Consider the following 18,990-nt stretch of genomic DNA (forward strand, 5'->3'; position numbering starts at 1 on the left):
TGGTCATCAGAAGAAGACCACGTACACCGCAGCCGCGACGATAAAGCGGTAGATCGCGAACGGAATGAACGAGATACGCTTGATCAGCTGCAGGAAGGTTTTGATGGCAATCAGCGCCACGATAAAGGCGGTGATGAAGCCAACGGCGAACATCGGAATATCGCCAGCCGTCAGGAAGTGATAGCTCTTATAGACGTCGAGTACGGTGGCACCCATCATCATCGGCACGGCCAGCAGGAATGAAAATTCCGACGCGGCATAACGGCTCACGCCCATCAGCATGCCACCTGAAATGGTCGCCCCTGAACGGGAGAATCCTGGCCACAGCGCCAGACACTGGAAGCAGCCAATGATAAACGCCTGACGGTAGGTCATATCATCCAGACCTTCCGCACGTGGGGTTTTAGGTTTCAGCACTTCTGCTGCAATCAGCAGGAAACCGCCGACCACCAGCGCATACATCACGTTAATTGGGTTAAACAGCGATTTGATGGTGTCGTGGAATACCAGTCCCAGCACGACCGCCGGAACCATCCCGAGCAGAATGTGAATCAGCGTCAGACGACCCTTGCCTTCCCCTTCACGCTGCGGCAAACGTCCAAAGTGGATGCCGATCAAACCAAACAGACGACGCCAGAACATCACGACGACGGCCAGAATAGAACCCAGTTGAATCACCACTTCGAACGTCTTTGCGGTATCGCCCTCAAAGCCCAGCAGATGGCCGACGATTATCATATGGCCCGTACTGGAAACCGGCAAAAACTCCGTCAATCCTTCGACCACACCCAGTATTGCCGCCACCAGCAGCGAGTGCATATCGCTCATCTATAAACCCCTAAAAAGATATAAAAAAACGGTGTCCCACGTGGACAACCGTGAAAGATACAGCTTTATGACCGGTATAACCTAAAATGGTTTAGCGATTATGACGTTAAATCTTTGCTTTCAGATTATTGCCACGCTCGATAATCACGCCTACGTTGGCAGCGCGCGCGACCGCCCCCGGTTTGCTTAACTTGATGCGTACCCACGGTGAGTTGAATTTGGTCAGCAGCAGTTCCGCCACCTCTTCCGCCACGCGTTCCACCAGCGCAAAACGCTGCCCTTCCACGTGCCCCACGACCGCGTCACTGATGTCGGCATAGCTCAGACAGTCCTTCACATCGTCGCTTTTTGCCGACGCGCGGTTATCCCAGCCCATTTCGATATCGAACACCAGCTTCTGCTCGATGGTCTGTTCCCAGTCGTAAACACCAATAGTGGTGATTACCGAAAGTTGCTCTATAAATACAATATCCATCACGACCTGCCTGCTTTTTGGCTAAACCGGATACCACTTCCGGCGAATTATGCGTATTATCCACAGATGCTGAGAATACAGATACATTTTCAAAACGGAACAGCGTTATGAGTGCAATCGCGCCTGGAATGATTATCCTCGCCTACCTTTGCGGCTCAATCTCCAGCGCCATTCTGGTCTGCCGCATCGCCGGGTTGCCTGACCCACGCGAAAGTGGTTCCGGGAATCCGGGAGCGACCAATGTACTACGAATTGGCGGCAAGGGAGCAGCCGTAGCGGTTTTGATTTTTGACGTTCTGAAAGGGATGCTTCCCGTCTGGGGCGCGTATGCGCTGGGCGTCACGCCGTTCTGGCTCGGTCTTATCGCCATCGCCGCCTGCGTCGGCCATATCTGGCCCGTTTTCTTTGGTTTTAAAGGCGGAAAAGGCGTTGCGACGGCCTTTGGTGCGATTGCACCTATCGGCTGGGATCTCACCGGCGTAATGGCCGGAACCTGGCTGCTGACCATTCTTCTGAGCGGCTACTCGTCGCTGGGCGCCATCGTCAGCGCACTGATTGCCCCGTTCTACGTCTGGTGGTTTAAGCCCCAGTTCACCTTCCCGGTGTCGATGCTCTCGTGTCTGATCCTGCTGCGTCATCACGACAACATTCAGCGCCTGTGGCGTCGTCAGGAAACCAAGATCTGGACGAAGCTCAAGCGTAAGAAGAAAGACGCTAAATAAAGCGTTCGTTATGCCTTATAACCAAATGTGATTTTGGTCACCTTCTGCCTGTGGTAACTGTTAGAGACACAACACAACCACACAAAAAGAAAAATGGCAGAAATCACAGAGACAACACCCCTTTCAACGGCAGGAAGCGCCCCGGATGGCGACATCAAGTGGGTGCGCAGCGCATCGGACGTTTCGCGTCTGGTTAACGACGGTTCTCAGGGCCGGGCCAACGCCCGTATCGTGGTCGGTATCGCGCTGGGCGGTATTTTCCTCGACGCCTACGATCTCGGCGCGCTGGCATTTGGCATCAAGGACATTACCCGCGAATTCAATTTAACCCCTGCAGGCACCGGTATGGTGGCGTCGGCCATCACCTTTGGTGCTATCGTCGGGGCGCTGCTCGGCGGCTATCTCACGGATAAAATTGGTCGCTACCGCGTGTTTATGGCCGATATGGTCTTCTTTGTCGTCGCCGCTATCGCCTGTGCGCTGGCTCCGAACGAATATGTGCTGGCGGGCGCGCGCTTTGTGATGGGGCTCGGCGTGGGGATCGACCTTCCCGTAGCGATGGCGTTTCTCAGCGAGTTCGCCAGACTGAAAGGTCCGGGAAACAAAGCGTCCAGCGTCGCGATGTGGTGCCCCACCTGGTATGCGGCCATCAGCGTCTCCTACCTGCTGGTACTGTTCTTCTACGCCGTGCTACCGGAAAGCCACAGCGACTGGCTCTGGCGCCTGATCCTCGGCTTTGGCGCGGTGCCCGCGCTGGTGATTATCGCCATTCGTAGTCGTTACATGAGCGAGTCTCCGGTCTGGGCGGCGAATCAGGGCAACCTGAAAGAGGCAGCATCCATTTTGCGGCAGTCGTACAACATCAATGCCCACGTGCCGCAGGATGCCCTTGACCAGCCCGCGCCGGTGGTTAACAGAGCAAAATGGTCGAACTACCTCAACCTGTTCCGCGGCATCTATCTGCGGCGCACCACGCTCGCCACGCTGCTGTCGGTCGTCTCTTCGTTCGCCTATAACGCCGTAGCCTTTGGCCTGCCGGTAATTATTTCAAGCTTCTTTGTCCAGTCGATGCTCACCACCATTTTGATCTCGCTGGTGCTGAACCTGCTGTTTGCGTTTGTCGGTGGATTACTGGCGGTACGCTATGTTCCACGCTTCGGCGCGTGGCGGATGTCGCTCGCGGGCTATGCCTGCCAGCTTGCCGCACTGCTCGGGCTGGCGCTGATTGGCCGACCGGAGGGTGCCTCTGAAGGCGTGCTTGCTGTTTCGATGCTGGCGCTGTTCCTGTTCGGTCAGGGCTTTGGCCCGGGCGCACATACCATGACGTTTGCGTCATTAAGCTATCCGACCTCCCTGCGCGGCGTAGGCGTGGGCCTCAACCAGACGCTGATGCGCAGCAGTTCAACGCTCTCACTGTTCCTGTTCCCGCTGCTGGTCGCCTCGCTGGACACCGCCGTGTTCTGGGTGATTGCACTGGCGCCGTTTATCGGCCTGGCGTCGCTGCTGGCGATCCGCTGGGAGCCGTCCGGGTATGATGTGGATGCGGAGGATTATCGCTAGCCTTTCTTGCCGGGTGGCGCTGCGCTTACCCGGCCTACATGACAGACCATCCATAAGCGACTCATATGACAGCCTTCATTTCCGCCAGGGCATACTGAAACGTATCCCGATAGTGTGGAAATGGAAGCACCATGTTAGCAGCTCAGGTCACTGATAATTCGTACAAAGGCTGGCAGGCGTCGCTTGCCCTCCAGTTTTGTCACGCTCCTGAGAAAACCCTCCTGCACTCCGCCCACCACGTCGGGCCGCTCACCGTTCAGCGTCCGTTTTACCCTGAAGGGGAAACCTGCCACCTTTACCTGCTGCACCCGCCCGGCGGGATTGTGGGCGGCGATACGCTGGACATTTCCGTTCGGCTGGATGCCAATAGCCATGCGCTTATCACCATGCCCGGCGCCAGCAAGTTCTATCGCAGCAGCGGCCCGCAGGCTCGTCTGAGCCAGCATTTTTATCTCGATGAAGATTCCACGCTGGAGTGGCTGCCGCAGGACACGATTATTTTTCCCGGCGCGAATGCCGCGCTGCGCTCCGTCTTCCACCTGAAGGCCTCCAGCACGCTGTTGGCGTGGGAGCTGTACTGCCTGGGCCGCCCGGTGATAAACGAAACCTTCAGCCACGGCACGCTGGAGAGCCGCCTTGAGGTGTGGGTGGATGATGAACCGCGCCTGATTGAGCGCCAGCACCTCAGCAACGGCGATCTCACGCCCGTCGCCGGACATCCGTGGATCGGCACGCTGCTGTTCTATCCGGCTGCCGATGATCACCTCGACGCGGTGCGCGAGCGGCTCGCGCCACTGGAAAATTATGCCGGGGCAACGCTCACCGATGGCCTGCTGTCGGTGCGTTTTCTCTCCAGCGACAACCTGATTTGCCAGCGGGTGATGCGCGATGTCTGGCAGTCGCTTCGCCCGCTTCTCACCACCAAAACCGCCTGTTCGCCGCGTATCTGGCAGACATAAGAGAAACGTTATGGAACTGACCCCCAGAGAAAAAGACAAGCTGTTGCTGTTTACCGCCGCGCTGGTTGCCGAGCGCCGCCTTGCGCGCGGGGTAAAGCTCAATTACCCGGAATCGGTCGCGCTGATCAGCGCCTTCATTATGGAAGGCGCGCGCGATGGCGAAACCGTCGCCTCGCTGATGGAGGCGGGCCGCCACGTCCTGAGGCGCGATCAGGTAATGGAGGGCGTCCCGGAGATGATCCCGGATATTCAGGTCGAAGCCACCTTCCCGGACGGTTCCAAGCTCGTCACCGTCCACAACCCGATCGTCTAAGGAGCGCGTGATGATCCCTGGTGAATATCAGGTCCAGCCCGGAAACGTTGCCCTCAACGTCGGGCGTGAAACTCAAAGCGTGATTGTCGAAAACCACGGCGACAGGCCGATCCAGGTCGGATCGCATTACCACTTTTACGAGGTCAACCCGGCGCTGAAGTTCGATCGGGAAGCCACCAAAGGCTACCGGCTGAACATCCCGTCGGGCACCGCCGTGCGCTTCGAGCCCGGCCAGAAGCGGGAAGTGACGCTGGTGCAGGTCGCGGGTGCGCAGCGCATTTTCGGCTTTCGCGGCGAGGTGATGGGCGAGGTGAAACATGACTGAGATTTCACGCCGGGCGTATGCCGATATGTTCGGCCCCACCACCGGGGATAAAGTGCGGCTGGCCGACAGCGAGCTGTGGATCGAAGTGGAAGACGATCTCACGATCTACGGCGAAGAGGTCAAGTTCGGCGGCGGAAAGGTGATCCGCGACGGCATGGGCCAGGGGCAGATGACCGCTGACGGCTGCGTGGATCTGGTTCTCACCAACGCGCTGATCGTCGATCACTGGGGGATCGTAAAAGCTGATATCGGTGTGAAGAACGGGCGGATCTTCGCCGTCGGCAAAGCCGGGAACCCGGACATTCAGCCCGGCGTGACGATCCCGATTGGCGCAGCAACGGAAGTGATTGCCGCCGAGGGGAAGATCGTCACCGCTGGCGGGATCGACACCCACATCCACTGGATCTGCCCGCAGCAGGCGGAAGAGGCGCTGGTCTCCGGCGTCACCACCATGATCGGCGGCGGCACCGGACCGGCGGCGGGCACCAACGCCACCACCTGCACGCCGGGGCCGTGGTATATCGCCCGCATGCTGCAGGCTGCCGATACGCTACCGGTGAATATCGGCCTGCTCGGTAAGGGTAACGGTTCAAACCCGGATGCCCTGCGCGAGCAGATTGCCGCGGGCGCTATTGGGCTTAAGATCCACGAAGACTGGGGCGCGACGCCCGCGGCAATTAACTGCTCGCTGGAGGTCGCTGACGAGATGGATATCCAGGTGGCGCTGCACAGCGACACGCTGAATGAATCCGGTTTTGTCGAAGATACGCTGGCGGCCATCGGCGGGCGCACTATTCACACCTTCCACACCGAAGGCGCGGGCGGCGGCCATGCGCCGGATATCATCACCGCCTGCGCTCACCCGAATATTCTGCCCTCCTCCACCAACCCGACGCTGCCCTACACGGTTAACACCATCGACGAGCACCTGGACATGCTGATGGTTTGCCATCACCTCGACGCGGATATCGCCGAGGACGTGGCCTTCGCGGAATCCCGTATTCGTCGCGAAACCATCGCCGCCGAAGACGTGCTGCACGATATCGGCGCGTTCTCGCTTACCTCGTCAGATTCGCAGGCGATGGGCCGCGTCGGGGAAGTGATTATTCGCACCTGGCAGGTCGCACACCGCATGAAGGTCCAGCGCGGCGCGCTGCCGGAAGAGACCGGCGAGAACGATAACTTCCGCGTGAAGCGCTACGTCGCTAAATACACCATTAACCCGGCGCTGACCCACGGTATCGCCCATGAAGTGGGATCGATTGAGGCGGGCAAGTTGGCGGATCTGGTGGTCTGGTCCCCGGCGTTCTTTGGCGTCAAACCCGCCACCATCGTCAAAGGCGGGATGATCGCCTGCGCGCCGATGGGCGACATCAATGCCTCGATCCCTACGCCGCAGCCGGTGCATTACCGCCCGATGTTTGGTGCCCTTGGCGCCGCGCGCCACGCCACGCGGCTGACGTTTATCTCGCAGGCCGCCAGTGCAAATGGCATCCCGCAGCAGCTCAACCTGCAGAGTGCCACCGCGGTGGTGAAAGGCTGCCGGACGGTAAAAAAGGCGGACATGATCCACAACGGCCTGCAGCCGAATATCACCGTCGACTCACAAACCTACGAGGTGCGCGTCGACGGTGAACTGATAACCAGCGAACCGGCGGACGTTCTGCCGATGGCACAACGCTATTTCCTGTTTTGAGGAGTGATGATGATCTATTTAACCCAACGCCTGGACCATGCGCATCCGATTACCGCCAGCGTCACGCTGCCGATTGACGTGCGGGTGAAAAGCCGCGCCCGCGTGGCGCTGAACGACGGACGTGAAGCCGGGCTGATGCTGCCGCGCGGCCTGCTGCTACGCGGGGGCGACCTGCTGACTACCGACGACGGTAGCGAAGTGATTGAAGTGATCGCAGCAGCAGAGTCGGTTTCCATGGTGCGCTGCGCCGATCCGTTCCTGCTGGCTCGGGCCTGCTATCACCTGGGCAACCGTCACGTGCCGCTGCAGATCATGCCCGGCGAGCTGCGCTATCACCACGATCACGTTCTCGACGACATGCTGCGCCAGTTCGGGCTGGAAGTAACGTTCGCTACTCTGCCGTTTGAACCGGAAGCGGGCGCTTACGCCAGCGATGCCCACAGTCATTCTCACGCTCATTCACATTAAGGATTCATCATGCGCAAGTATTTACCCCTGCTGCTTCTGGCCTTTTCCCTTCCGGCGCTCGCCCATCCCGGCCACGGCACCGACAGCTTTCAGGCCGGTTTTCTCCACCCGCTGACCGGGCTCGATCACCTGCTGATGCTCACCGGTGCGGGCGTGCTCTCGGCGCTGAGCGGTCGCAAACTCCTGCTGCCGTTTGCCACTCTCGGGATGATGCTTGTCGGTGCGATTGCGGGCAGCCTGCTCGGCGGCTTCAGCGGCATGGAGATGCTGATTATCGCCTCGCTGGCGGTCTGCGGCGTAATGATGTTTAAAACTGAAAACCGCCTGCTGCTGGCGGTGCCTGCCCTGGCGATGTTCCACGGCTGGGCGCACGGCGTGGAGATGTCCGGCCACAGCTTCTGGCTCTTCACCAGCGGGTTTATGTTCGCCAGCGCCACGGTGCTGTGCGCCAGTTTTGCCGCAGGATTGCTGCTGCGGCGTCACGACGGTCTGCGTAAAACCTTCGGCGGCGGGCTGATTGTCTCCGCCCTGCTGGCGCTGATGAGCTGATGGAGCATGCCCGCCAGCGGCTGCGCCTGATGCAGCTATCCAGCAGCAGCCTGCCGGTCGGATCGTTTACCTGGTCGCAGGGGCTGGAGTGGGCCGTTGAGGCAGGCTGGGTCACGAACGCCGACGCGTTCAAACGCTGGCAAATCCAGCAGATGGAGCAGAGTTTTTTCTGCGTCGACCTGCCGCTGTTTATCCGTCTTTATCAGGCCTGTGAGCAACACGATCTTACAAATGCAAAACGCTGGACGGCATACCTTCTCGCCTGCCGGGAAACGCGCGAGCTGCGTGAAGAAGAGCGCAACCGCGGGGTGGCCTTTACGCGACTGATTAAGAGCTGGGAGCCGGATTGTCCGCCCGAATGGCTGCCGCTGTTTATGCAAAGCCAGCTCTGCGGCATGGCCTGGCTCGGCGTGCGCTGGGGCATTGACGCGCGCGAGCTTGCGCTGAGCCTGGGCTACAGCTGGATGGAGAGCGCGGTCATGGCGGGCGTCAAGCTGGTGCCGTTTGGGCAACAGGCGGCGCAGCAGCTCATTATCGAACTGAGCGACCACTACGCCGCTGGTTTTAAACAGGCATTTTTACGTCGCGACGACACGCTGGGGGCTGCTACGCCGCTGTCTGCCATCGCCTCCGCGCGCCACGAAACCCAATATTCACGACTATTCCGTTCCTGAGGAGTCAACATGGCTGATTACAAACATCCCCTGCGCGTGGGCGTGGGCGGCCCGGTGGGGTCGGGTAAAACCGCGCTGCTGGAAGCGCTCTGCAAGGCGATGCGCGACACGTATCACCTCGCGGTGGTGACCAACGATATCTACACCAAAGAGGATCAGCGCATCCTCACCGAGGCTGGCGCGCTGGCGCCGGAGCGCATCGTGGGCGTGGAGACGGGCGGCTGCCCGCATACTGCCATCCGCGAAGATGCCTCAATGAACCTGGCGGCGGTTGAAGCGCTCAGCGAGAAGTTCGGCAATCTGGATTTGATCTTCGTGGAAAGCGGTGGGGACAACCTGAGCGCGACGTTCAGCCCGGAGCTGGCGGATCTGACCATCTACGTAATCGACGTGGCCGAAGGGGAAAAAATTCCGCGCAAGGGCGGGCCGGGGATCACCAGGTCTGATTTTCTGGTGATCAACAAAACCGATCTCGCGCCGTACGTCGGTGCGTCGCTGGAGGTGATGGAGCGCGATACCAACCGCATGCGCGGCGATCGTCCGTGGACGTTTACCAACCTGAAGGCGGGTGACGGTTTAGCGACGATTATTGCGTTTCTGGAAGAGAAAGGGATGCTGCGGGTGTAGTGTGGTTTATTGCCGGGTGGCGGCTTCGCCTGACCCGGCCTACGGTTTTGTAGGCCCGGTAAGCGCAGCGCCACCGGGCAAAAAAGCTCACGCCTCCGGCAGTTCCGCCAGCGGCCAGCGCGGACGCACGGACACGCTCAGGTCGGACGTCGCACCGGCATTGAGCCGCACCATACCCGCGTAAGCGATCATCGCGCCGTTATCGGTACAGAATTCCGGACGCGCGTAGAACACTTCCCCGCGACGCTTTTGCATCATCTCGGCGAGCTTCGCACGCAGCGTACGGTTAGCGCTCACGCCGCCCGCCATCACCAGACGCTTAAAGCCGGTCTGATCCAGCGCGCGTTTGCACTTGATCATCAGCGTATCCACCACCGCATCTTCAAACGCACGCGCAATATCCGCGCGGGTTTGCTCGTCGTTGTCGTTATTGCGGATAGTATTCGCTGCGAAGGTTTTCAGCCCGGAGAAGCTGAAATCCAGCCCCGGACGGTCGGTCATCGGGCGCGGGAAGACAAAGCGCCCTTCCGTTCCCTGCGACGCCATTTTTGACAGCATCGGGCCGCCAGGGTAATCCAGCCCCAGCAGCTTGGCGGTTTTATCGAACGCCTCACCGGCGGCATCGTCGATCGACTCGCCCAGCAGCTCGTACTTGCCAATGCCCGTTACGCTAATCAGCTGCGTATGACCACCGGAGACCAGCAGCGCCACAAACGGGAATTCAGGCGGATTCTCTTCCAGCATCGGTGCCAGAAGGTGCCCTTCCATATGGTGAACCGGAATAGCCGGAACATCCCACGCGAACGCCAGCGAACGGCCAACGGTCGCGCCAACCAGCAGCGCGCCGACCAGGCCCGGGCCTGCGGTATACGCCACTGCATCAATTTCTTTTGCCGTTAATCCCGCTTCTTTCAGCGCCGCCTGAATCAGGGGAACTGTTTTACGCACGTGGTCACGAGAGGCCAGCTCAGGGACGACGCCGCCGTAGTCAGCGTGCAATTTCACCTGACTATACAGCTGGTTGGCCAGAAGCCCTTTTTCGTCGTCGTAAATGGCGATGCCGGTTTCATCGCAGGATGTTTCAATACCCAGTACACGCATGACTTGTTTTACCTCGTTTCAATACCGCGCAGTGTAGAGCCTGGGCGGGTTGATGTAAAACTTTGTTCGCCCCAGGAGAAAGGCTCGTGTATACTCCTCACCCTTATTAAAGTCCCTTTCAAAATCGCATCGGTGCTTTACAAAGCAGCAGCATTTGCAGTAAAATTCCGCACCATTTTGAAATAAGCTGGCGTTGATGCCAGCGGCAAACCGAATTTATTAAAGGTGAGAGTTACATGCCGGTAATTAAAGTACGTGAAAACGAGCCGTTCGACGTAGCACTGCGTCGCTTCAAACGTTCATGCGAGAAAGCAGGTGTTCTGGCTGAAGTTCGTCGTCGTGAGTTTTATGAAAAACCAACGACCGAACGTAAGCGCGCTAAAGCTTCCGCTGTGAAACGTCACGCGAAGAAACTGGCTCGCGAAAACGCACGCCGTACTCGTCTGTACTAATCTGTTGAGGGCCAATGCCCTCAATTGACAGACAGAGTAGTAGTCGTAAGGCCGTGCTTCCGGAAGGAATGCGCGGCTTGTTTTCGTTTATGAGTCACTAAAAATAACGGGGCATATGGCCGGAAGAATCCCACGCGTTTTCATCAATGACCTGCTTGCCAGAACCGACATCGTCGATCTCATCGACGCGCGGGTAAAGCTAAAAAAGCAGGGCAAGAACTACCATGCGTGCTGTCCGTTCCATAACGAAAAAACCCCCTCCTTCACCGTAAACGGTGAAAAGCAGTTCTACCATTGCTTCGGCTGTGGCGCACACGGTAATGCCGTCGATTTTTTGATGAACTACGACAAGCTCGAGTTCGTTGAAACCGTTGAAGAGCTGGCGGCGATGCATAACCTTGAAGTGCCGTATGAAGCAGGCAGTGGGCCAAGTCAGATCGAGCGCCATCAACGGCAAACGCTGTATCAACTGATGGATGGCCTGAATTCGTTTTACCAACAGTCTCTTAAGCACTCTGCGGCTGAGCCTGCGCGTCAGTATCTGAACAAGCGCGGACTGAGCGACGATGTCATTGCGCGTTTCGCTATTGGTTACGCCCCGCCCGGCTGGGACAACGTGTTAAAGCGTTTTGGCGGCAATAGCGAAGATCGTAAGTCTCTCATCGATGCAGGCATGCTGGTCACCAACGACCAGGGACGAAGCTACGACCGCTTCCGTGAACGGGTGATGTTCCCGATCCGCGACAAGCGAGGCCGGGTAATTGGTTTTGGTGGTCGCGTGCTGGGTGATGCCCTGCCGAAGTACCTCAACTCCCCGGAAACCGATATTTTCCATAAGGGCCGCCAGCTGTACGGTCTTTATGAGGCGCAGCAGGATAATGCGGAACCTCCGCGTCTGCTGGTCGTCGAAGGCTATATGGACGTCGTGGCACTGGCGCAGTACGACATCAACTACGCGGTTGCGTCGTTAGGTACGTCCACCACTGCCGATCATATTCAGCTGCTGTTCAGGGTGACCAACAACGTCATCTGCTGTTACGACGGTGACCGCGCAGGACGTGACGCCGCCTGGCGAGCGCTGGAAACCGCGCTACCTTATATGACCGATGGGCGTCAGTTGCGCTTTATGTTTCTGCCCGACGGTGAAGACCCGGATACGCTGGTGCGTAAAGAGGGCAAAGCGGCGTTTGAAGCGCGGATGGAGCAGGCTCAGCCACTCTCCACGTTTTTGTTTAACAGCCTGATGCCGCAGGTCGATTTGAGTACCCCTGACGGGCGCGCGCAGCTCAGTACGCTGGCGCTGCCGTTAATCAGCCAGGTGCCCGGCGAAACGCTGCGCATCTATCTGCGTCAGGAGTTGGGCAACAAGCTCGGCATTCTGGACGATAGCCAGCTTGAACGTTTAATGCCTAAACAGGCTGAAAACGGTGCGGTTCGCGCCGCGCCTCAGCTAAAACGCACAACCATGCGTATACTGATAGGGTTACTGGTGCAAAACCCCGAGCTTGCTCCGCAAGTGCCGTCACTGGCGGGTTTGAACCACGAAAAATTGCCCGGACTTGGCTTATTTTCAGAACTGGTCAACACTTGTTTGTCTCAGCCAGGTCTGACCACCGGACAACTTTTAGAACATTATCGCGGCACAAAAGAGGCCGCTACCCTTGAAAAATTGTCGATGTGGGACGATATAGCAGATAAGGATATTGCAGAAAAAACGTTCACCGACTCGCTCAACCATATGTTTGATTCGATGCTTGAGTTGCGCCAGGAAGAGTTGATAGCTCGCGAGCGCACACACGGCTTAAGCAGCGAAGAACGCCGGGAGCTCTGGATGATTAACCAGGAACTGGCGAAGAAATAAGTCAAAGACAAAAGTATTTAACGGCTTAAGTGCCGAATATCGATCGGGAAGCCCCCGGCAGCCGCACTGAGAGGCAGCGGCAAAAATATAAGTACGCCCTCGCTTTAAAGGTTGGCAGCCCCATCGCCGACACCAATCAAACGAAATAAGTGTGGATACCGTCTTATGGAGCAAAACCCGCAGTCACAGCTGAAACTTCTTGTCCAACGCGGTAAGGAGCAAGGCTATCTGACCTATGCCGAGGTCAATGACCATCTGCCGGAAGATATCGTCGATTCAGATCAAATCGAAGACATCATCCAAATGATCAATGACATGGGTATTCAGGTGATGGAAGAAGCACCGGATGCCGATGATCTGTTGCTGGCTGAAACCTCCAACAACACTGACGAAGATGCGGAAGAAGCTGCTGCACAGGTACTGTCCAGCGTGGAATCTGAAATCGGGCGTACCACTGACCCGGTCCGCATGTACATGCGCGAAATGGGTACTGTTGAACTGTTGACCCGCGAAGGCGAAATTGACATCGCTAAACGCATCGAAGACGGGATCAACCAGGTTCAGTGTTCTGTTGCTGAATACCCGGAAGCCATCACCTATCTGCTGGAACAGTACGATCGCGTTGAGGCTGAAGAAGCTCGCCTGTCCGATCTGATCACCGGCTTTGTCGATCCGAACGCTGAAGAAGATATGGCGCCTACCGCCACTCACGTCGGTTCTGAACTGTCTCAGGAAGAGATGGATGACGACGAAGACGAAGATGAGGAAGAAGAAGACGACAGCGACGACGACAACAGCATCGACCCTGAGCTGGCACGTGAGAAGTTCGGCGAGCTGCGTACCCAGTACGAAGTCACGCGTGACACCATCAAAGCGAAAGGCCGCAGTCATGCCGCCGCTCAGGAAGAGATCCTGAAGCTGTCTGAAGTGTTCAAACAGTTCCGCCTGGTGCCAAAACAGTTCGATTATCTGGTGAACAGCATGCGCGTTATGATGGATCGCGTGCGTACCCAGGAACGTATCATCATGAAGCTGTGCGTTGAACAGTGCAAAATGCCGAAGAAGAACTTCATCACCCTCTTCACCGGCAACGAAACCAGCGAGACCTGGTTCAACGCGGCTATCGCGATGAACAAACCGTGGTCAGAAAAACTGCATGATGTGAAAGACGATGTGCAGCGCGGCCTGATGAAACTTCAGCAGATCGAAGAAGAAACCGGCCTGACCATTGAGCAGGTAAAAGACATTAACCGTCGTATGTCCATCGGTGAAGCGAAAGCCCGCCGTGCGAAGAAAGAGATGGTTGAAGCGAACTTGCGTCTGGTTATCTCTATCGCCAAGAAATACACCAACCGTGGTCTGCAGTTCCTGGATCTGATTCAGGAAGGCAATATCGGTCTGATGAAAGCGGTAGATAAGTTTGAATACCGTCGTGGTTACAAGTTCTCTACCTATGCGACATGGTGGATCCGTCAGGCGATCACCCGCTCTATCGCAGACCAGGCGCGCACCATCCGTATTCCGGTGCATATGATTGAGACTATCAACAAGCTCAACCGTATCTCCCGCCAGATGCTGCAGGAGATGGGTCGCGAGCCGACGCCGGAAGAGCTGGCCGAACGCATGCTGATGCCGGAAGACAAGATCCGTAAAGTGCTGAAGATCGCCAAAGAGCCAATCTCCATGGAAACACCCATCGGTGATGATGAAGATTCGCATCTGGGTGATTTCATCGAGGATACCACCCTCGAGCTGCCGCTGGACTCTGCCACCACCGAGAGCCTGCGTGCTGCCACGCACGACGTTCTGGCTGGCCTGACCGCCCGTGAAGCAAAAGTACTGCGTATGCGTTTCGGTATCGATATGAATACCGACCACACGCTGGAAGAAGTGGGTAAACAATTCGACGTTACCCGCGAACGTATCCGTCAGATCGAAGCAAAAGCGCTGCGTAAGCTGCGCCATCCAAGCCGCTCTGAAGTGCTGCGTAGCTTCCTGGACGACTAATCGTTCCTGTTATCGAAAAGCTCCCTCCGGGGAGCTTTTTTTTTGCGGATTTTCCGCAGAGTACAAAAATTGGTAGGGGTAGCCGCTCTAACATGCAATTGTAAATGATATTTATTTTCATTATCATTTTTCTTTTCGTAAACTACTGTAAAGAAAAATTACATGAATTTCAGAACATTAAAAAATCAATCCCTCTGTGCGCTCGCGATTTCCCTGGCCCTTCACGCGGGGTCCGTTTTGGCAAAGGACTTCACGGAAGATCAGTTTACCTCTCAGTCGCTGGGCCACGGCGTTTACGAAATGGCCTATGACGCTGGACAAAAAGCAGTCTACGCGGCCTCTGCCCCCTCTTTCGAGAAAGACAAAACCGCCGGTGAAGTGTTCCAGCTTGCGGCCGATTCACTAAAAGTTGATAAGCGCATTACTACCCAGCGCCGCCCGTTTGCGGTTTCACTGGATGATGCCAATCATATCCTGTGGTTAGGCAACGCGCTGGATGGCTCAGTAACCCTGCTGGATACCCGCACCAGCAAAGAAGTGAAAACCCTCCAGCTTGCGGATGTTGAGAATAAAGCACACGTCCGCGAGGTGGTTCTTGATAAGAAACACCACCGCCTGTATGTCTCCGGCATCGGCAGCGAAGGCAAAGGCGTGCTGTGGGTCGTCGACGCGCAAAAACAGACGTTACTCCTGACCCACAAACAGATGGATCCGGTCGGTTTTGCGGTCGATGAAGCAGGCGACAAAGTTTACGCTGTGACCGGTAAAGGCGAGCTAATTACCCTGGATGGCAACACCTCTCAGGTTCTTTCCCGCGTGAAGGTTGACCCCGCTGAACCTAAACACTACTTCCTGAACATCGCGCTGAACACCGACAAAGGCGTTGGTTTTATTGCGGATACCAACACCCGTGACGTGCTGGTTGTCCAGCTCGACTCCGGCAAAATTGTTCATCGCGTTCCAACACCGAACTCTATTGCCGCGGTCTACAACCCTGCGCGCGATGAAGTTTATGCTACCCATCGCAATGCCCGTCAGATAAGCGTTATCGATGCCAACACCTACAGCCTGAAACACACCGTCACAACGGCGGCGATGCCGAACAGCATGGTGCTTTCCCCTGACAACAAAACGCTGTTCGTCAGCGTGAAACAGGATGAAAAGGCCAACAAGGCTGACTATGTGCTCAAACTCGATTTAACCCAATTCTGAGGAGTGCGATGTGATGAACCAGACACGTATGGCGCTGGCGATCTCGCTCGCCCTCGCCACCCTTCCTGCGGCGGTTTTCGCCGAGGAAGCTACCCCGGCAGATGAAGATCAGCTTGTCGTCACCGCCACCGGTTTCGCGCAGGAACGCCGCGAAGCACCGGCCACCATCTCTGTCGTCGGTGAAAAAGAGCTTAACACCCGTTCGAACCAGAACGTGACCGAGGCGCTTCGTGAGATGCCCGGTGTATTAGTGGGCAACGGTAACGGAAGCCTGGCAACAGGTGATGTGCAGATGCGCGGCATGGACTCAACCTACACCTCTTACATGGTGAACGGCATTAAACAGGGTACCCGCGAATCCCGCCCTTACGGGCACCACATCGGCACCGAAGCGGCCTTTTTACCTCCGCTTGCCGCTATCGAGCGCATTGAGGTGATCCGTGGGCCGATGTCTTCACTGTATGGCTCTGACTCCATTGGCGGCGTGGTGAACGTCATCACCAAAAAAGGCTACAACCTGGATGCATGGACCGGCGTACTGGAAGATAACTACTTCCTGCAGGAGAAGAGCGAATACGGCAACACCAACCAGACCAATGCTTTCCTGATGGGTCCGATTATTCCCGGCAAACTCGGGGTGAGCGTGGCGGCGGATTATCTGGACCGTCGCGATGACGACAGCCAGAACGATGAGCGCTTTGTAAAGCACCAGGCCGGGAATCTGGACGCGACCATCAACATGTCGCCGACCGATACCCAACTGTGGGATTTAAATGTCGTTAAAGGGCATCAGAAAAAATCACACAACGATAAAGCCTGGGAATGGGATTTTGACCGCGATGCTGCGTCGCTTTCTCAGCACGCCTGGTACGGTGACGATTTGCTGGAAGCAAAGAACTTCGTCAGCTACGAGAACGCCAAAACCGAATATCGCGTTCCGGGGATGAGCTCGCAGTTCATCAAACAGCGTAACTACGAGGCCAATAGCGCGAATACCTTTACGCTTGGCGATCACAAGCTGACGCTGGGGATTAACTTCACCCGCAACGAGCTGGACGACACCTTCGGTATTGCAGACAAAGAAGTGCCGGGCGTCACGCCAGTCAGCAAAATCACGCGTAACGGCTGGGCCGTCTTCGCCGAAGACGCCTGGATAATGGTGCCTGACTTCACCCTCACTACCTCAGCGCGTCTCGATCACGACAGCTATTTTGGCTACCACGTAACGCCAAAACTCTACGGTAACTGGACGATTGATGAAAGCTGGGCGCTGAAAGGTGGCGTCTCCGCGGGCTATAAAAAACCGGATCTGCGCCAGAACAACGAAGGCTTCACCAGCGTTTACGGTTCGTATCCGTATTCCTATATTGGCATCGGTAACAACGACCTGAAGCCGGAACAGAGCGTCAACACCGAACTGGGCGTCTACTGGCAGGAGGACGCGCTGGCGCTGGATGCCACCGTGTTCTTCACCAAATTTAAAGACAAGATCAGCGACTACACCATCTGTACCGCAACGGCTACGGAGAAGTGTGTGTACAACGGCTATGAAGCGGAAGAGGTCTCCCAGTACTTCAACGTCAGCGACGCGGAAATTTATGGTCTGGAGCTGAACGGTGACTGGCAGGTCACGCCCGCGCTGAAGGCTAACGCAAACTACACCTATACGCACAGCGAGCAAAAGAGCGGTCAGTACAAGGGTGAAGCGCTGAACGAATTCCCGAGCAGCATGGCCAACCTCTCCCTGACGTGGAACGCGCTTAACGACCTTGAACTGTGGACCAAAGCCAGCTGGCGCAGCAACACGCCGAGCACCGGGAAATCGACATCCACAGAGGCCTATGCGCTGGTCGATTTAGGCGCACGCTACCATCTCAACAAGCGCATCACGCTGATGGCGGGGGTCTACAACCTGTTCGACGTGAACCCGATCTACAAAACGTCCTATAACCAGTCTTCCCTGCTGGAAGGACGCCGCTACAACATGGGCGCGCGCTTCGAGTTCTGACAGTGATGCCGGAGCCTCTGGCTCCGGCAGCTACAGCCCGCGCACCATCAGCGCCTCATCCAGTTCGCGATATGCTTCAACCAGCTTATCCAGCGTTGCCCTGTTCAACCCGCTTGGGTTTGGCAGCACCCACACCTGCGTTACACCGATGCTAATGCTCTGTTTACCCCACTGCGCCCCGCGCTGGCTGAATGCCTGCTCGTAAGCCTGCTTGCCGAGGATAGCCAGCGCAGCGGGCTGATAATCCTCTATCTTCTTGACCAGTTCCCGCCCGCCGCTGCGTAATTCATGCAGATTGACCTCGGTTGCCTGCACCGTAGGACGCTCGACCAGCATGGTGATCCCACAGCGCGTATCCAGCAGGTGTTGCTCCTCTTCTGGCTTGAGTAGCCTGTCGGTAAAACCTGCCTGATAGATCACCTTCCAGAAGCGATTTCCCGGATGAGCGAAGTGAAAACCGATGTGCGCCGAGGATTTGCCCGGGTTAATACCGCAAAACACCACCCGCAGGCCAGGGGCCAGAATGTCGTTGATCATCGTTACTCCCACTGATACATCGTTATGGAAGTATAAAGGATTGATTATGCATTGTTTATAAAAACAGCAGGCAGGAGTGAATGGCTGGATTGCTGCGGGGAGTTACTTTATAATTCACCGCCACGGCCCCTTAGCTCAGTGGTTAGAGCAGGCGACTCATAATCGCTTGGTCGCTGGTTCAAGTCCAGCAGGGGCCACCAAATTTTCGCTTTAGAATCATATAATTAAGCCACTCTCGCGAGTGGCTTTTTTGTTTATAGTTTCATCATTGGCAGCAAAATGGCAGCAGGGAATAAGCTGCCACCAATAAAAAACCCGCCGAAGCGGGTTAGTTTGTCAAAAATTCATGTGTCCCTGACCACTGTTTAAAGGGTGCGGAGGCACATGATCGACCTGTCCGGGTGTTACGATAAAGCGCACTACGGTTTCATGAGTAACAAAAGTGGTTCCACAGTTTATGTTTTGGCACTGGCAATAACGCTCTTTCGTATTATCTGATACACGAAAGCTACTGCGAGTATGTGCCGCGTGTCCGCATTTCGGACAATTCATCATAACCGTTTCTCCCCAAGTCATTACACGCAATCCCATAATGATACACGAACATCCATTTTGT

The 18,990-nt window shown here is 56.6% G+C and carries 20 protein-coding genes and 1 tRNA gene; 16 read left to right on the top strand and 5 right to left on the bottom strand.

Going from position 1 to position 18,990, the window contains the following annotated elements; translation table 11 throughout:
• Positions 1–6 precede the first annotated feature (6 nt).
• Both bacA and folB read right to left on the bottom strand, forming a co-directional pair.
• Complete coding sequence (bacA, locus tag N2K86_RS18720; protein ID WP_010435693.1) at positions 7–828, bottom strand: undecaprenyl-diphosphate phosphatase; 822 nt, start codon at positions 826–828, stop codon at positions 7–9.
• A 106-nt stretch (positions 829–934) separates the two neighbouring features.
• Positions 935–1,303, bottom strand: coding sequence for a bifunctional dihydroneopterin aldolase/7,8-dihydroneopterin epimerase (gene folB / locus N2K86_RS18725; protein ID WP_108416206.1), 369 nt, complete (start codon positions 1,301–1,303; stop codon positions 935–937).
• A 107-nt stretch (positions 1,304–1,410) separates the two neighbouring features.
• Here folB and plsY point away from each other — a divergent pair, with 107 nt between their 5' ends.
• From plsY to ureG, 10 genes are all read left to right on the top strand, one after another.
• Positions 1,411–2,025: a glycerol-3-phosphate 1-O-acyltransferase PlsY gene (gene plsY / locus N2K86_RS18730; protein WP_010435699.1), complete on the top strand. Its 615-nt coding sequence runs from the start codon at positions 1,411–1,413 to the stop codon at positions 2,023–2,025.
• Positions 2,026–2,118: 93 nt separating this feature from the next.
• Positions 2,119–3,585 carry an MFS transporter gene (locus N2K86_RS18735; RefSeq protein ID WP_260659607.1) on the top strand — a complete coding sequence of 489 codons (1,467 nt, stop codon included), beginning with the start codon at positions 2,119–2,121 and terminating at the stop codon, positions 3,583–3,585.
• Positions 3,586–3,716: 131 nt separating this feature from the next.
• Complete coding sequence (locus tag N2K86_RS18740; RefSeq protein WP_260659608.1) at positions 3,717–4,544, top strand: urease accessory protein UreD; 828 nt, start codon at positions 3,717–3,719, stop codon at positions 4,542–4,544.
• Positions 4,545–4,554: 10 nt separating this feature from the next.
• Positions 4,555–4,857 carry an urease subunit gamma gene (locus N2K86_RS18745; protein ID WP_006811999.1) on the top strand — a complete coding sequence of 101 codons (303 nt, stop codon included), beginning with the start codon at positions 4,555–4,557 and terminating at the stop codon, positions 4,855–4,857.
• A gap of 10 nt (positions 4,858–4,867) precedes the next feature.
• On the top strand, positions 4,868–5,182 hold the full coding sequence (locus N2K86_RS18750) for an urease subunit beta (RefSeq protein WP_260659609.1): 315 nt from the start codon (positions 4,868–4,870) through the stop codon (positions 5,180–5,182).
• Complete coding sequence (ureC, locus tag N2K86_RS18755) at positions 5,175–6,878, top strand: urease subunit alpha (protein ID WP_260659610.1); 1,704 nt, start codon at positions 5,175–5,177, stop codon at positions 6,876–6,878. Before N2K86_RS18750 ends, ureC begins: the two co-directional genes overlap by 8 nt.
• Before the next feature lie 9 nt (positions 6,879–6,887).
• Positions 6,888–7,346 carry an urease accessory protein UreE gene (gene ureE, locus N2K86_RS18760; protein WP_260661728.1) on the top strand — a complete coding sequence of 153 codons (459 nt, stop codon included), beginning with the start codon at positions 6,888–6,890 and terminating at the stop codon, positions 7,344–7,346.
• A 9-nt stretch (positions 7,347–7,355) separates the two neighbouring features.
• Positions 7,356–7,895 (top strand): HupE/UreJ family protein, encoded by a 540-nt coding sequence (locus N2K86_RS18765; RefSeq protein ID WP_260659611.1) that lies wholly within the window; start codon positions 7,356–7,358, stop codon positions 7,893–7,895.
• The gene (locus N2K86_RS18770) at positions 7,895–8,569 is read left to right on the top strand and encodes an urease accessory protein UreF (protein ID WP_260659612.1); all 675 of its coding nucleotides are present in this window, start codon (positions 7,895–7,897) and stop codon (positions 8,567–8,569) included. Before N2K86_RS18765 ends, N2K86_RS18770 begins: the two co-directional genes overlap by 1 nt.
• Positions 8,570–8,578: 9 nt before the next feature.
• Positions 8,579–9,196 carry an urease accessory protein UreG gene (ureG, locus tag N2K86_RS18775; protein WP_260659613.1) on the top strand — a complete coding sequence of 206 codons (618 nt, stop codon included), beginning with the start codon at positions 8,579–8,581 and terminating at the stop codon, positions 9,194–9,196.
• An 87-nt stretch (positions 9,197–9,283) separates the two neighbouring features.
• On the opposite strand, the gene tsaD is transcribed toward ureG, so the two are convergent.
• Positions 9,284–10,297 carry a tRNA (adenosine(37)-N6)-threonylcarbamoyltransferase complex transferase subunit TsaD gene (tsaD, locus tag N2K86_RS18780; RefSeq protein WP_010435734.1) on the bottom strand — a complete coding sequence of 338 codons (1,014 nt, stop codon included), beginning with the start codon at positions 10,295–10,297 and terminating at the stop codon, positions 9,284–9,286.
• A gap of 236 nt (positions 10,298–10,533) precedes the next feature.
• Here tsaD and rpsU point away from each other — a divergent pair, with 236 nt between their 5' ends.
• The 5 genes from rpsU to N2K86_RS18805 all read left to right on the top strand — a co-directional run bounded on the left by rpsU (position 10,534) and on the right by N2K86_RS18805 (position 17,837).
• A complete protein-coding gene (gene rpsU, locus N2K86_RS18785) occupies positions 10,534–10,749 on the top strand; it encodes a 30S ribosomal protein S21 (RefSeq protein WP_001144069.1) in 216 nt (71 codons plus the stop codon).
• Positions 10,750–10,864: 115 nt separating this feature from the next.
• On the top strand, positions 10,865–12,610 hold the full coding sequence (gene dnaG / locus N2K86_RS18790; RefSeq protein WP_089599648.1) for a DNA primase: 1,746 nt from the start codon (positions 10,865–10,867) through the stop codon (positions 12,608–12,610).
• A 165-nt stretch (positions 12,611–12,775) separates the two neighbouring features.
• Positions 12,776–14,617, top strand: a complete 1,842-nt coding sequence (gene rpoD, locus N2K86_RS18795) for an RNA polymerase sigma factor RpoD (RefSeq protein WP_010435741.1) — start codon at positions 12,776–12,778, stop codon at positions 14,615–14,617.
• Between the two features lie 162 nt (positions 14,618–14,779).
• Positions 14,780–15,829 carry a 7-bladed beta-propeller protein YncE gene (gene yncE, locus N2K86_RS18800; RefSeq protein WP_260659614.1) on the top strand — a complete coding sequence of 350 codons (1,050 nt, stop codon included), beginning with the start codon at positions 14,780–14,782 and terminating at the stop codon, positions 15,827–15,829.
• Between the two features lie 10 nt (positions 15,830–15,839).
• Positions 15,840–17,837: a TonB-dependent receptor domain-containing protein gene (locus N2K86_RS18805; RefSeq protein WP_260659615.1), complete on the top strand. Its 1,998-nt coding sequence runs from the start codon at positions 15,840–15,842 to the stop codon at positions 17,835–17,837.
• A gap of 30 nt (positions 17,838–17,867) precedes the next feature.
• Here the strand turns inward: N2K86_RS18805 and mug are convergent, their stop codons facing one another.
• Positions 17,868–18,374 (bottom strand): G/U mismatch-specific DNA glycosylase, encoded by a 507-nt coding sequence (gene mug, locus N2K86_RS18810; protein WP_260659616.1) that lies wholly within the window; start codon positions 18,372–18,374, stop codon positions 17,868–17,870.
• 124 nt (positions 18,375–18,498) lie between these two features.
• On the opposite strand from mug, the gene N2K86_RS18815 reads away from it, so the two are divergent.
• Positions 18,499–18,574: transfer RNA gene (locus N2K86_RS18815), tRNA-Ile, on the top strand.
• Positions 18,575–18,710: 136 nt separating this feature from the next.
• On the opposite strand, the gene N2K86_RS18820 is transcribed toward N2K86_RS18815, so the two are convergent.
• Positions 18,711–18,929: a DNA-binding transcriptional regulator gene (locus N2K86_RS18820; protein WP_015386379.1), complete on the bottom strand. Its 219-nt coding sequence runs from the start codon at positions 18,927–18,929 to the stop codon at positions 18,711–18,713.
• Positions 18,930–18,990: the final 61 nt, after the last annotated feature.

The sequence above is a fragment of the Enterobacter mori genome (assembly GCF_025244905.1).
Classification (GTDB): Bacteria; Pseudomonadota; Gammaproteobacteria; order Enterobacterales; family Enterobacteriaceae; genus Enterobacter; species Enterobacter mori_A.

What these genes read in the sequence shown, in the direction of transcription:
- bacA (WP_010435693.1), bottom strand. Translation starts at nt 828, where the DNA reads ATGAGCGATATGCACTCGCTGCTGGTGGCGGCAATACTGGGTGTGGTC.
- folB (WP_108416206.1), bottom strand. Translation starts at nt 1,303, where the DNA reads ATGGATATTGTATTTATAGAGCAACTTTCGGTAATCACCACTATTGGT.
- plsY (WP_010435699.1), top strand. Translation starts at nt 1,411, where the DNA reads ATGAGTGCAATCGCGCCTGGAATGATTATCCTCGCCTACCTTTGCGGC.
- N2K86_RS18735 (WP_260659607.1), top strand. Translation starts at nt 2,119, where the DNA reads ATGGCAGAAATCACAGAGACAACACCCCTTTCAACGGCAGGAAGCGCC.
- N2K86_RS18740 (WP_260659608.1), top strand. Translation starts at nt 3,717, where the DNA reads ATGTTAGCAGCTCAGGTCACTGATAATTCGTACAAAGGCTGGCAGGCG.
- N2K86_RS18745 (WP_006811999.1), top strand. Translation starts at nt 4,555, where the DNA reads ATGGAACTGACCCCCAGAGAAAAAGACAAGCTGTTGCTGTTTACCGCC.
- N2K86_RS18750 (WP_260659609.1), top strand. Translation starts at nt 4,868, where the DNA reads ATGATCCCTGGTGAATATCAGGTCCAGCCCGGAAACGTTGCCCTCAAC.
- ureC (WP_260659610.1), top strand. Translation starts at nt 5,175, where the DNA reads ATGACTGAGATTTCACGCCGGGCGTATGCCGATATGTTCGGCCCCACC.
- ureE (WP_260661728.1), top strand. Translation starts at nt 6,888, where the DNA reads ATGATCTATTTAACCCAACGCCTGGACCATGCGCATCCGATTACCGCC.
- N2K86_RS18765 (WP_260659611.1), top strand. Translation starts at nt 7,356, where the DNA reads ATGCGCAAGTATTTACCCCTGCTGCTTCTGGCCTTTTCCCTTCCGGCG.
- N2K86_RS18770 (WP_260659612.1), top strand. Translation starts at nt 7,895, where the DNA reads ATGGAGCATGCCCGCCAGCGGCTGCGCCTGATGCAGCTATCCAGCAGC.
- ureG (WP_260659613.1), top strand. Translation starts at nt 8,579, where the DNA reads ATGGCTGATTACAAACATCCCCTGCGCGTGGGCGTGGGCGGCCCGGTG.
- tsaD (WP_010435734.1), bottom strand. Translation starts at nt 10,297, where the DNA reads ATGCGTGTACTGGGTATTGAAACATCCTGCGATGAAACCGGCATCGCC.
- rpsU (WP_001144069.1), top strand. Translation starts at nt 10,534, where the DNA reads ATGCCGGTAATTAAAGTACGTGAAAACGAGCCGTTCGACGTAGCACTG.
- dnaG (WP_089599648.1), top strand. Translation starts at nt 10,865, where the DNA reads ATGGCCGGAAGAATCCCACGCGTTTTCATCAATGACCTGCTTGCCAGA.
- rpoD (WP_010435741.1), top strand. Translation starts at nt 12,776, where the DNA reads ATGGAGCAAAACCCGCAGTCACAGCTGAAACTTCTTGTCCAACGCGGT.
- yncE (WP_260659614.1), top strand. Translation starts at nt 14,780, where the DNA reads ATGAATTTCAGAACATTAAAAAATCAATCCCTCTGTGCGCTCGCGATT.
- mug (WP_260659616.1), bottom strand. Translation starts at nt 18,374, where the DNA reads ATGATCAACGACATTCTGGCCCCTGGCCTGCGGGTGGTGTTTTGCGGT.
- N2K86_RS18820 (WP_015386379.1), bottom strand. Translation starts at nt 18,929, where the DNA reads ATGATGAATTGTCCGAAATGCGGACACGCGGCACATACTCGCAGTAGC.